Below are 12711 nucleotides of genomic sequence, written 5' to 3'. Positions count from 1 at the left end.
AAAACCTGGCTTTATATCAAAGATTTCAGTCTACGTTTTAAAGAGAATATGTTGATAATAATTTTATGGCAAACAAATCCTAAAATACCGTTAAAAGGCGATACTACTTTTCCTTTAACATTTTTCAACGAAATCGCATGTATGTCTGTTATACCGGCATCATCTATCATCTGGAAAGTTAAATCCTGTATTTTATTAATACTTAATATCCTATGAATATATTTTTTATTATCTATTTCATAAAGAAGCATATCTCCGGGTATGAGTTTATCATCTTTGATTTCTTTTACAAAGACAAACTCTGAACTTTTTATAAGAGGCCGCATCGAGCCGCCTGTGGTTTTAAAAACAGAGATATTCATAGCAGTTTTAAGATGTCCTGATGTTGTTCCTGCAGTTAGAAGAATATGTCGGGTTTCCTGCTATACATTTTCCGCATGCCAGGGCAGCTGTTTCAATGATTTTTTCCGAAACAATGTTAGGTTTTTTGTAAGGCTTTTTAAATTTTTTTTGTTGTTTCATTAATCGCTCCTGATTTGTATAATTAGCAATCTAATTATAACTTAAATTTCAATGGTTTTCAATATAAAATCTATTTCCAAAAACCTTACATATATATTCTAAATACCTTACATAAATATAATAGAAATAAGCAGCAATTTTAAGTCGAAAGGTTGAAGTATGTTTTCTGTTTTAGGAGGTTTTAATGGATATAAATCAGAGTGTGTTTTTAGTCACTTTTGTAATTTTTGCGATTTTACAGGCTATTTTGGATGGGCCGTAGAGATCGCCATCTTCCAGAAGGGCTAAACCAGGGCATCTTTGGCAGTGTGTTTGAAGGATGCAAGACATGCATTTTTTCACTGTTATTTTTGTGTTTCGTATCTTTGTTAATTTTTTGTTTTCAATTCCCCATATTTTATCAAAACTCTTTGTCATCAAATTACCGGTTTTTACTAAAAACTGCAAGCAGGGATAAACGTTTCCAGCATGGTCTATCGCACAAAGATTATGCCCTGCCGAACAAAGAAGAGAATTTTTATTAAGGCCAGTGGCGACCCCTCCGGCTGAAGCCGTCCCGCTATGGCGGGACTTAAATCTGTCGCCCTCCAGGGACGAATGCGAACGCATTCCTCCCTCGTCTGAAGACGGGGGATTCCATGTCGCGGGATTGGTATTTCCAGTTTTTTCAAGTTTATTGAAATATGCATCTTTATATAATTGCCTTAACTGCGATATGCTAAGCCTGTACTTTAATATGCTTTTATCGCCGTTATTTTTGGGGGCTATAGTTGGGTCTATTTTAAGGTTTATTTTATGCTTTTTGGCAAAAGTTATTAACCAGCTATATTCGGAGAAATTAATTTTTATCAAAGGGCATTTTATTGTTACGGGGATACGGTGTTTCTTTAAGATATTTATTGCATTAAGGGTTTTATCAAAAGAACCTTTTACCTTTGTGATATTATCGTGTACCTTTCTCTTCCCGTAAAGGCTCAGTTCGACACCGCTTAAGTTTAAAGAGGAGAGATCGTCGGCGATTTTATCTGTCAGGAGCACACCGTTCGTGAATATCCTCAAATCGAATTTAAGTCCCCTGGCATATCTGCACAGTTCCAGAAGGTCCCCTCGAAGAAAAGGTTCCCCGCCGGTGAAAACAAGGTAAAGTGTTCCTGCCTTTTTTAATTGTCTCAGGATGTTTTTAACACGTGCTGTACTTAGCTGTTCTTTGCCGGCACTTTTATCAAGGTAGCAATGCACACAGTTAAGGTTGCACTTCCGGGTCAGTTCAAAAATGCATGATAAAGGTATCTTTTTTTCGTATGTTATGTTAAAAAGATTAACTTGGGGCTTCATTTGTTTGATAGGATTAGTCCCTTTGAAGAAAGTTCATCGATAAAATCAGCAACGTCCTTTTGTGCTTGCTCGTATGATACAATATCATAAGTATCGAAAAGCTTTCGGGAAAGTATTTCCGCAGAACCTGCTTTGCAGAGTAATTCCCATAAAAATGTCCCTATCTCGTCAAGTTCATGAAGTGTGGATGTTTGCGTATTTATTATGTAGGCTTTATTTTCTATTGTCCTGTAAGCTATATGGGGCGATATTTTAATTACCATGTTTCTTTTCTCCGAGCAATATTTTATTTATAATGTCTTTTTTTGTGGATTTTAGAGAAAAATACAGGTTGAACATCGGGATTTCCCTAGCTGTACCTTCGAGTAAAAGAAGGAGTTTTTTTATGTGAGAAGGTTTTTTAGAAAAGAACATTACGGTTTTTAATAATTTCTTAATACCTTTACCAAGGGTTAGTTTATTTAAAGCTGTGTCCGGCCCATGGTTAATGAAATACAATCCCTTTAATCTTGCAGAGTAAATATTACCCGGGCCTTTTTCAAGTTCTCCCCAGAATGGAGTACTTGCCGCCTGAAAATACCCGGATCTTTTAAAAAGGTATACAAGTTCGTCGCTTAAAGCTATTTTTTTGCCAAGGATATTAATCAGCGAGGATTTTCCTTTTCCTGATACTCCAGGGAAAAGGTACGTGGCGGCAAAGCTTCCTGTGGAATTTAAATAGACGCCTGAACTGTGCAGGAGGAACCCCTTATTTTCAATAGCCAGCAAAGTAATGAAAATCCTGAGCCATGAATCGAAAGAGTACTTGTTCCTTTGAGCGTTTAAGAATGTTCGTTTAAAACCAGGTTCGCTGAATGAATAAAAATCATTGCGCCTTATTTCATAAGATTTATTTCTTTCCGTGACTTCAAGGCCTTTGATGTTTATTCCTACTCTATCATTTTTCAGCAATACTTTATAGCGGGAATCATTCCTTGATAAAAAATATGCATAGTTCCTTTTTATGAAAGAAACCCAGCCGGCCGAAGGGCAATAAAATATTATTCCGATATTCCCTATTTTTATAGCACATTTATTCATTGGGCTTTGGTCATTATCAGGTTTGATAATTTATTTAAATGCCTTTTACCCACCAGCGCATGGCCTTTAATTCTAGGGCAAGTCTTTTATCGGTTAATTCGAGGCTGGTTTCGTCTATAGCTTCTTTTATAAAGACCATAGGTGAGATCGACAAGTCTATTATAGTAAGTTTTGATAATTTTGAAAGAGAAGGGTCAAGCAACACGTAGACTCTAGGCCTTGTTGGAAGACCTTTATTTATCCCCACCACTTTTGCTATTTCATTTGTATTTAGCCGGACATAACTGCCCGGAGGGTATATCGATATTCTGTCTACGAAAAGTTTGATTATATTCATTTCAAAAACATCAGCCGAACTATTAATGATCATTTTTATCGCTTCATGAGGGATTATACGTTCCTGATGATTGACAGGGTGCGTAAGAGCTTCGAATATATAGGCTATCGCAATGATTTGGGTGGCCGAGTTCATAGTGCCTGTTTGTGATAAGGTATCTAAGGAAAATTTAACATCAACAGCACTCTTTTTAACCAAATCCATAATTATTAGCTTAATTTCCTGAATTAACGATGGTATCTTATTTAGTATATTCCTATCATTTGGTAAATGCTGGTTTATTATGTTTATTTCTGTTTGTGCAAGTTTATTGTTTTTCACTGGAATATTCAACTTCATAAGCAAAGAATGGTCAAACATAAATGAAGAATAACCTATTGCTTTCAACAAATCCAGAGGGAGCAGAAGAGCGTTCCCCAGAAGTACTGAAAGTATACAGATATTGACCGAATGCCCGTAAAGGTAGATATCAGGAGTGGATTTACTGGTCAGTATGAGCAAGTTCTCATTTTGAGACTTTATCAATTCGATTATTTGAGGGATAGAATCAAAACCTGGCTTTGAAGATTCATCTCTTGAAGTAAATATGTTTTTAATATCGGTAATAGCTTTTGCATAGATGTCTTCAGCCTGGCTAAGTGTGCTTGCAGTATCTGATTTTCTCTGTTCAACTGGAGACTCTGAAGGCATATTAGTTATTTTAGTTATAGGGGTTTTATTCTGAATCGGAGTTGCAGGCGCGGGAGGCTTCAAATCAGGAGTTTTTAAAGTTTCTTCTTTTTTTTCAGGTTTGATATCTGAACCATCTGGCTGATTTGATTTTTTAATTATATCTGATAATCTCATTTTAGTTATTAGTAATTAGTTCGGAGTTCGTAGCAAAAATACCCAGCAATTACCCCAAGTGGCTGATACGGCTCAATGCTGCAAGATATACCATTTTTCGATGCATAATTGCCAGAATAAGGATCTCGTTCTTTAGTATTTTAAATACCACCCTATAGTCACCTATGCAGAGCTTCCAGTAAGGTTTTAATGTTTTACGAAGAGGTTCTCCATATTGTTCCGGCGCAATGGTTAGTCTATTCTTAATAGCCGCCATTATTCTCTGTTGGATATCTTTATTTAGCTTGCACAAATCATGGCTCAAGACTCTTTCATCAAAAAGAATGGTATATGCCATAAAAGGTTTACTTTAACTTTCCCATCACGGTTTCAAATGATAAGGCAGTTTTGCGATTAAAGTTTTTTTCTCTTTGAGAAGCTTCATTTGCAAGGCCTATATCTTCAATATCTTCCAGAGCTCTTATAATTAAATCTCTTACCTGAGAAGACAAAGAGAGGGCATTTTTTGCTGATAAGTCTTTTAAGATATGGAACAATGGTTTTTCTATCACCAGATTTATTCTTGGATTTTTTGTGGTCATTTAAGTTGCCCTCCTTTCAATATTAGTGTAGCATAAATGACACACTATGTCAATGCTTTAATAGTTTTTGGTGATTAGTTTGGAGATCGTAGTAAAGAATTTTTAATCTTTGGCTGGAGTTTTTGCTCCCAACTTATAACTCTGAACTGAATTAAACAGCGGGTGATGGGAATCGAACCCACATGTCTAGCTTGGGAAGCTAGTGTTCTGCCACTGAACTACACCCGCGTAATACAGTTACCAGTGAACAGTAACCAGTAACCATTAAAACTGCATTTATATTCTATTTCTTTTTTTTAGGCGTGTCAATAACTTCCGTGCATAGGAAACGGCTTCTTCTTTAGTATTTATCTTGCCAAGCGCCTGTGCTTCGGCTGTTTCCTTTAACAGTTTCCCGATTATTGGGCCGGGCTGAATCCTGAATTTAGAAAGGATGACATTGCCATCTATAAGTTTAGCCGCAGGTTTTTTGTTTTTTTCATGGAAGTACCTGCTTATCAGCTTTTTTACAACCAGTTTTTGTTTTTTTAATTCAACAGCTTTTCTTACCTTTAAGCGCCTGTATGAATAACAATCGGATAAGGTAAGAAGCATCAGGTCCACAAGGTTATCCCCTATATCCCGGAATAACCTGTATATGGCCCTGTCTGTCAAAACAGGCGATTGCCCGAGGCTGATTGGCCTCATATGATGCTGCACGAGTACATCGGCTATTTTTATTTCCTGCCTGCCGAAATGAAGGCGTTCAAGGATATTTTTGACCATCTTTGAACCTTTTACTTCGTGGCCCAAGAACCTCATTCTTTTTCCTATCCGCCGGGCACAAAAAGGTTTTGCAATGTCATGCAGAAGAGAAACCATCTTAAGAAGGCTTCTCCTCGTAGTGCCTGAGGATAAAGGTTCTTCTAAATGTTTGAGTATAAAGGAAGCGTTTTCGCCGAACAGCCTGGGCACGCCTACTATTATCTCTTCCAGGCTCATAAGGGTTTCAAGCGAGTGCTGCCATAGTCCGAGCGGGTGGTAATAGAACTGCCTGGCAGATTTTTTCATTTTGATTATTTCCGGCATTATCACCTCAAGAAGACCTGCTTTGTCCAGCTCTGTTATCCAATAAAAAGAGTTATCGTTGTTTAATATCTTCAGCAATTCTTCCCTTATTCGTTCGCCGGCGCTTCTGTTTATGAGGCAGGATTGTTTTTTTATTAGTGTTCCGGTTTTTGGCTCTATCTTAAATTGCAGTTCGGCTGCAAACCTGAATGCTCGCAGCAGCCTTAACGGGTCATCTTTAAAAGAATTTGTGCTTGTCATCCGGATAAGGCCTTTTTTAAAGTCGCCTATTCCGTTAAACGGGTCTATTAGGGTTTTAAAATCCAGGTTTTCTTCTATAGGAAGGGCAAATGAATTTATAGTAAAGTCCCGTTTCTTAAGGTCGGATAAAATATCTTTGCCTTTGAACCCGGCTACATCGATAAACTCAAGACAGGAGTTATTTTTAAGCGCTATCCTGTACACTTTATTTTTATCATCAAGCACTACGAGCCTGCCGGCAAGCTTTCTGGAAAGTTTACTTGCTACTAAAAAGGGGTTTATACGAACGATTATGTCCAGGTCTTTATTTTCTCTTTTAAGGATTTTGTCCCTCAGCCAGCCGCCTATTATATACGAAGTTTCTTTTCCTGAAGAATTTCTTATTTCATTTAGGATTTTGTCCATAACAGTTATTCCCTTTTGACTAAATTATAGAAGAAACCAGTTTTTTTGTATAATCAGTCCTGGAAGATAAAATTATCGAGCGGGCATCATTTTCTTCTACTATCATACCGTCTTTCATGACTAATATGTAGTCTGCCAGGTTGCTTGTAACTACCATATCATGGCTTATGAATATAAATGCTGTTGAATGTTGTCCTTTAAGTTTCATGAACAGATTCAATAGCTGGTTCTGAATGGAGATATCAAGAGATGACAAAGGTTCATCAGCGATGATTATCTTTGGCTTTTTTAACAGGACCCGTGCTATGGCTATCCTTTGCCTTTGCCCTCCGGAAAACTGGTGCGGATAACTTTTCAAAATATCTTTGGGCAGCCCGACAAGCTCTAAAGTCTCCGAAACTATTTTACCGTCCGGCCGCAAATTATCTTTTGTTACAGCTTCAAAAAGGATGGTGCCTATGCTCAGCTTAGGGTTTAAGGAAGCAAACGGGTCCTGAAATATCATCTGGACTTTTGTGGACAGCTCCTGCCTGGAATAAAGGTTTATAGCTTTACCGTCGATGAAAATACTGCCGGCATCAACCGGTAAAAGCCCGCACAGGGCTTTGCCAAGGGTTGTCTTTCCGCTGCCTGATTCGCCTACTATGCCAAGGACCTGGGCTTCTTTTAATTCTAATGAAATATTATCCAAAGCGCGTACAGAGCCGGTCTTGGACCTGAATATGCCGCCCTCTATTGAAAAGATCTTAAATAGATTTTCTGCTTTGAGTAGTGTCATTTTAATCTATGATAAATATAATTAGTTGCCGTTAATTGGGATTTTGTTGTTGGACATTATTCTATTTATATAAATAGCATCTTGTTTTTGAGTTATTTACTGTGTATTCTTCGGGTTCTTCTATTCTGCAAATGTCCATTACTTTTGGGCATCTAGGCCAGAATTTACAGCCCTGCGGCAGAGAAGATAGTTCCGGCGGCTGGCCTGGCAAAACATAGTTAATACCGGACGCAGCTAACAGTTTAGGGATGGATCTCATAAGCCCCTGCGTATAAGGATGCAGGGGGGTTTGCAGCATGTCGCGGCTTAACCCCAATTCGACGATCCTGCCCGCATACATGACGGCCATCCTGTCGCTGTTCTTAGAAGCCATTGGGATATTGTGAGTTATAAGCACAAGAGTAAGCGACAATTCGTTTTTTAATTTATTTAAGAGCTCTAAGATTTCCTTCTGTATAGTTACGTCAAGCGCTGTCGTAGGTTCATCTGCTATTAATATTCTGGGCTTATTGATTATAGCCATTGCAAGCGCTATCCTTTGCCTCTGCCCGCCGGATAACTGATGCGGATACGAATCTAAGATACGCCGGTGGTCCAGAAGCATGACTTCATTAAGTGCATCTATGGCAAGGCCTGTTTTATCCACAAAGGAAAGGCCGGACCTGTGGGCCTCGATCGTTTCAATCAGCTGTTCCTTTATTTTTAGGACAGGGTTTAACGATGTAAACGGGTCTTGTAAAACTATCGATATTTCATCCCCCCTCAGGTTTTGCCATTCTTTCTGGCTTAAATCAAGGAGGTTATTGCCGTAATAAATAATTTTTCCGGACCCTATGCTTCCTTCATCTTTGAAGATCAGACCGAGCACTGCAAGGGCCAGGGTGCTTTTTCCGCACCCCGATTCTCCTACCACAGAAAGAGTTTCTCCTTCCTCAAGTTTGAAAGAAACTCCACGTAAGGCAGGTATTATTTTTTTGTTCCTTATGTATTCTACGGATAAATTATTAATTTCTAATATGCTCATTTCAAACCTTGTACCACCTACGCGGTGGGCTATGGTGACGCTAATCGTTTATCCTGGGGTCAAGGATGTCCCTTAATCCTTCGCCTAACAGGTTGAAACTGAGGACCGTAAAAAGGATAGCAAGCCCGGGGAAAAGAGAAAGCCACCAGGCAAAATGTATATAGTCTTTTCCGGTCGTGAGCATCTGTCCCCAGGAAGGCATCGGAGGCTGCACTCCCAAACCTAAGAATGAAAGGCCGGATTCAGTAAGTATGGCAGAACCGACTCCGAGGGTAGTGGTTACTATGATCGGTGAAAACACATTAGGCAGAAGGTGTACAAAAAATATCCTCAGGTTGCTTATACCGAGAAGTTTTGCGGCCTGTATGAACTCTCTTTCTCTTAGTGAAAGCACCTCGGCCCTTACAAGGCGTGTCAAACCCGGCCAGGAAGTAAAACCAATGACCATCATTATATTATAGATGTTCGGTTCCAAAAAAGCGATCACGAGCAGGATAAGAAAAAAAGTAGGGAAACAGAGTATTATATCGACAAAACGCATTATAACCGAATCTACCCACCCTCCGAAATAACCACTTATGAGCCCGAGTACCGTTCCTATGACTACGGAAATGGAAACTGCAACAAAGCCTACGCTAAGAGATATGCGGATCCCGAAAATCATCCGGGATAAAAGGTCTCTTCCAAGGTCATCAGTGCCAAGGATAAAGTTTGACGACGGAGGCAAAAGCCTGCTGGTAAGGTTTTGTTCCACAGGGTCAAAAGGAGCTATGAGCGGTGATAGTATCGCTAATATTCCAAGGAAGATTATAAGAGATAATCCGATTATTGCAAGCTTATTATTTTTAAATCTTTCTAGATATATTTTTAACATATTTTTTTAGCGGATAGCGTTTAGCGTAGAGCGTATAGAAAAAATAAAACCTGCATAGACGTTGACGTTTACTATCCGCTATTTGTATCGTATTCTTGGGTCAACCCAGGCATAAGAAATATCCGCTAAGAAATTTCCTACCATGGTAAGCAAGGCCGCTATCGTGCCTACGGCCATAACCACCGGATAATCCCTTGCCATTATAGCTTCATAGCCAAGACGTCCCATGCCGGGATAAGCGAATATGGTTTCAAATATAAATCCACCTCCGATAAGGCCTGGAAGGGATAGACCGAGAATAGTTATTACAGGCAACAATGCATTCCTTGCGGCATGGCTGAAAATTATCCTTTTCTTTGACAGCCCTTTTGCGTAAGCCATCTTAATATAATCCTGTTTTATGACATCCAGCATGCTCGAACGTGCATACATCGACAGGCCTGCCAGGCTTGTAAAAGCCGTCACAAATACCGGAAGAGCCAGGTGGCTTGCGATATCGAGTAATTTATTTATTAACGAAAGATCGCCATAGTTCAGGGAATGAAGGCCGGATATAGGAAGCCAGCCGAGTTTTAGACCGAAGAATATCATTAAAAGAAGAGCTATCCAGAAGGTCGGAACAGAAAATCCGACAAAAACAAATACAGTCATTACGCGGTCAAAAAGGCTGTTCCTGTGTACCGCTGAATATATCCCTACAGGCAGCGCAACTATGAATATCAGGCTAAGCGAAAGCAGATTTAGAAGAAGAGATGCAGGGAGGCGTTCGGCTATTTTTAGTATTGCCGAACGGCCGTCTTTAAAGGAATTTCCGAAATCAAGAGCGATAAAGCGCTTCAGCCAGTTAAAATATTGTATGTACCAGGGTTTATCGAGCCCATACAATTGAACTAATTTTTGCTTTGATTGAGCCGAGACTTTTACATTAAGATCCGTCATCTGATCTATCGGTTTTCCGGGGGCCAGGTGCATTATTAAGAACGATACAAGTGTTATCCCAAGTAAAAGAGGAAAGATGTATAATGTCCGGCGAATAATGTATATAAGCATTAAAAATGTTCCTTGAGCAAAGATTGTTGGTTTTTTATACAGTCTCTAAAATATCCACTCTTTTTTTAGTTTTTCCTGAGCTAGAATGTATTTTATCTTATAGCCCAGGCTTTGGTCCACAGGGATAACTTTACTGTCTATCTTTGAATCCAGGTCTTTTAAATGTTTTAAAACTTCTGCTTTTACCAGCGGGTCAGGGTCATTAAAAAGCTTTAGTAGCATATCCACTGTCTCTTTTGAAAGTATCTGCACAAGCGCGTAGATAACATTTTTCCTGATTGTCTGGTTTGAATTGAAGACCATAGTTTCCAGATAGTTTAATGCTTCCCCTGGGTTATTTTCATAAATATTTTTAGCTATCAAAGCTATTTTTTCCTTGTTGGATTCTTCCTGTTCCTGCAGTAGTTTTGTCAGCAGCATGTTCCTGTCTTCATCAATCTGTTTTATTTTGTTTCTGAGGTTGTTTAACCTATTCCATGTCTTTAATAAAATTGTCAGCGTTAATAAAAATAGAACAAAAAGTATTGTTGATATAACTATCATTACAGTCATATAACCTCCGGGCTACACAGAAAGTTGCCTGTCAGAATATTACATCTCCGACGATAATTTAAACATCACTTCTTTTTTATCACCTCCACTTGATTTTAACGACGATAACAATCTGTTAAAAATCGTCAATTTTGACAAAAATATCACTTTCAAAAGCCTGGTGGAGGTGATAAATCTTACTTTTTATATTTCAATTAGTTTTCTGACAACCACATGTTTTTACAGAACCTTCCGTCAACTTTCTTTCACCTCCACCCATCTGACAATTTTTCATATAATATCCAGCTAATACATTAAAAATCATATCTGTCAGAAAATTGGCTGGAGGCATTTATGGCTAAACAACAATATCTCTTTACTGCTGAGCATCTCTTTGATATTAAACCGCTCAAAAACTTCGAAACTTTATTCAGCACACTTGTTCCTTTTGTCCCTAAAGAAACTATTCAAAATAAAGTCGGCCGGCCTCTAATTGCCAGGTTACACATTCTTAATGCTCTTATTTATAAAAACTTGCGAGGATTGCCTGCTTTATCTGACCTTGTTCACGATTTAGCAACTAATCCCTCACTGGCATTAAGATGCGGCTTTGAATTAGGTGAATCTACACCTACCAAAGAAACTTTCTCTGCTTTCCTTAGAGATACTCCACATGACTACTTTGCAACCATCAAAAAAGCTATTGTTATTGAACTTATTAAACTCAAAGAACTTAAAGCTACTTTCATAGCTATTGACTCTGCTCCCATAAAAGCCAATGTCAAACAAAATAACCTTAAAACTTCTTCTAAAGACCGCTTTAACAAACTCAAATTCCCTAAAGGCGACCCTGATGCACGTTTGGGCGTTATAATTACTTATAACCCCAATGACTTATTCAAAAGACAAGTCCAATTCTTCTGGGGATACAGAACCCATGTCCTATCTGACGCTATAACCGAATTGCCTATCATTGAAAGAACTTTACCTGCTAATGTTCACGATTCTAAAGTCTGTATTCCTCTGCTCAAGGAACTTAAAGAATTTAAGCTAAAAACTCAAGGGGTAACCGCTGATGCTGCTTTCGATTCTCAACGTATTCTTAAATTCATCTTTAAAAAGCTTAAAGCCAAACCTTATATCGCAAGAAATCCTAGACATAAAGTTTCAGATTTCCCATTATCTCGTCAAGGTCAACGCCTATGTATTGCTGGCTTGCCTATGATGAACTGGGGCAAATTCAAAGATGATATAGGCCGTATCAGACGTAAATTCGTTTGCCCTATTAAATATTCACAGACCGTTGCTAAACAGTATCCTTCCTGCCCTGTTAATCATCCTAAATTCGCTAAACCTCAAGGTTGCACCGCTTATTTAAGAATTGATCCTGATATTAGAAATAACATTGATTATGGTTCTGCTAAATTCAAGAAAATATATAATCTACGAACTTCTGCTGAACGTGTTTTCTCTCGCTTAATCAATCTGGCTCTTCGTAATATCCCTGTTAAAGGTATGAAAGCTATTTCCAACTACATTACTATCGCTCATATTTCAGTCCTCTTGGTAGCTTTGACTGCCATTAAGACAGGAAACAAGGATAAAATCCGTTATTTTAAGTCATTTATCAAAGACCTTTAATTTTCTGACGCCCTACACAGAAAGTATTTCTTTTATCTTTTCTAAAAGCATTGAAACTGGAAATGGTTTCTCAAGGTACGCAGAGACTGTAAGCTCATTCCTTACCTCAAGAAGCTTCTTAAAATGGCCGTATGCCGTCATTATGATTACAGGGATATTTGCAGTTTCTTTATTTTCCTTGAGTTTTATATTTACCGAGTGACCGTCTAACCTGGGCATCATAATGTCAAGTACTATCAGGTCAGGTTTGTCTTTGTTCACCTTTTCCAGTGTTTCCAGGCCGTCCTTGGCCAGGGTTACATTAAACCCTGCTTTAGTAAGAAGGTCTCCCAGGATGGAAAGGATATCGGGTTCATCATCTGCAATCAGGATTTTGCGGGGCATAAGTCCTCCGTACAT

16 protein-coding genes and 1 tRNA gene are annotated in these 12711 nt (G+C 38.5%); 1 reads left to right on the top strand and 16 read right to left on the bottom strand.

The genetic code is table 11. The features are described 5' to 3' along the window. Window positions 1-11: 11 nt before the first annotated feature. The 15 genes from LHV68_03570 to LHV68_03500 form a co-directional block, all read right to left on the bottom strand. Window positions 12-362: a hypothetical protein gene (locus LHV68_03570; GenBank protein MCB4790946.1), complete on the bottom strand. Its 351-nt coding sequence runs from the start codon at window positions 360-362 to the stop codon at window positions 12-14. Window positions 363-369: 7 nt separating this feature from the next. After that, a complete protein-coding gene (locus LHV68_03565; GenBank protein ID MCB4790945.1) occupies window positions 370-522 on the bottom strand; it encodes a hypothetical protein in 153 nt (50 codons plus the stop codon). A 195-nt stretch (window positions 523-717) separates the two neighbouring features. After that, entirely contained in the window at window positions 718-1857 is a 1140-nt protein-coding gene (locus LHV68_03560; protein ID MCB4790944.1) for a radical SAM protein, read from the bottom strand. Then, on the bottom strand, window positions 1854-2120 hold the full coding sequence (locus tag LHV68_03555; GenBank protein MCB4790943.1) for a PqqD family protein: 267 nt from the start codon (window positions 2118-2120) through the stop codon (window positions 1854-1856). Before LHV68_03555 ends, LHV68_03560 begins: the two co-directional genes overlap by 4 nt. Next, window positions 2110-2937: a hypothetical protein gene (locus LHV68_03550; protein MCB4790942.1), complete on the bottom strand. Its 828-nt coding sequence runs from the start codon at window positions 2935-2937 to the stop codon at window positions 2110-2112. The genes LHV68_03555 and LHV68_03550 overlap by 11 nt, the downstream gene beginning before the upstream one ends. A 34-nt stretch (window positions 2938-2971) precedes the next feature. Beyond that, window positions 2972-4120 (bottom strand): hypothetical protein, encoded by a 1149-nt coding sequence (locus tag LHV68_03545; protein MCB4790941.1) that lies wholly within the window; start codon window positions 4118-4120, stop codon window positions 2972-2974. Window positions 4121-4169: 49 nt separating this feature from the next. After that, a complete protein-coding gene (locus LHV68_03540; GenBank protein ID MCB4790940.1) occupies window positions 4170-4457 on the bottom strand; it encodes a type II toxin-antitoxin system RelE/ParE family toxin in 288 nt (95 codons plus the stop codon). Window positions 4458-4464: 7 nt separating this feature from the next. Next, a complete protein-coding gene (locus tag LHV68_03535; GenBank protein ID MCB4790939.1) occupies window positions 4465-4701 on the bottom strand; it encodes an antitoxin, RHH family protein in 237 nt (78 codons plus the stop codon). Window positions 4702-4858: 157 nt separating this feature from the next. Continuing rightward, window positions 4859-4929 (bottom strand) — tRNA-Gly (locus tag LHV68_03530). Window positions 4930-4977: 48 nt separating this feature from the next. Then, window positions 4978-6414 (bottom strand): HD domain-containing protein, encoded by a 1437-nt coding sequence (locus LHV68_03525; GenBank protein MCB4790938.1) that lies wholly within the window; start codon window positions 6412-6414, stop codon window positions 4978-4980. 19 nt (window positions 6415-6433) lie between these two features. After that, the gene (locus LHV68_03520; GenBank protein ID MCB4790937.1) at window positions 6434-7192 is read right to left on the bottom strand and encodes an ATP-binding cassette domain-containing protein; all 759 of its coding nucleotides are present in this window, start codon (window positions 7190-7192) and stop codon (window positions 6434-6436) included. Between the two features lie 61 nt (window positions 7193-7253). Continuing rightward, window positions 7254-8216: an ABC transporter ATP-binding protein gene (locus tag LHV68_03515; protein MCB4790936.1), complete on the bottom strand. Its 963-nt coding sequence runs from the start codon at window positions 8214-8216 to the stop codon at window positions 7254-7256. Between the two features lie 40 nt (window positions 8217-8256). After that, entirely contained in the window at window positions 8257-9090 is an 834-nt protein-coding gene (locus tag LHV68_03510; protein MCB4790935.1) for an ABC transporter permease, read from the bottom strand. 78 nt (window positions 9091-9168) lie between these two features. Continuing rightward, window positions 9169-10140, bottom strand: a complete 972-nt coding sequence (locus LHV68_03505; GenBank protein ID MCB4790934.1) for an ABC transporter permease — start codon at window positions 10138-10140, stop codon at window positions 9169-9171. A gap of 45 nt (window positions 10141-10185) precedes the next feature. Next, on the bottom strand, window positions 10186-10692 hold the full coding sequence (locus LHV68_03500) for a HEAT repeat domain-containing protein (GenBank protein ID MCB4790933.1): 507 nt from the start codon (window positions 10690-10692) through the stop codon (window positions 10186-10188). 333 nt (window positions 10693-11025) lie between these two features. Between LHV68_03500 and LHV68_03495 the strand changes: the two genes are divergently transcribed. After that, window positions 11026-12312, top strand: a complete 1287-nt coding sequence (locus LHV68_03495) for a transposase (protein MCB4790932.1) — start codon at window positions 11026-11028, stop codon at window positions 12310-12312. Window positions 12313-12324: 12 nt separating this feature from the next. Here LHV68_03495 and LHV68_03490 read toward each other — a convergent pair whose 3' ends face one another. After that, window positions 12325-12696, bottom strand: coding sequence for a response regulator (locus tag LHV68_03490; GenBank protein ID MCB4790931.1), 372 nt, complete (start codon window positions 12694-12696; stop codon window positions 12325-12327). Between the last annotated feature and the right edge of the window lie 15 nt (window positions 12697-12711).

Source organism: Candidatus Liberimonas magnetica (assembly GCA_020523885.1).
GTDB lineage: Bacteria > Elusimicrobiota > Endomicrobiia > Endomicrobiales > JAFGIL01 > Liberimonas > Liberimonas magnetica.
Note: the sequence above shows the minus strand (reverse complement) of the source record. Positions and strands in the feature narration are given on the sequence as shown.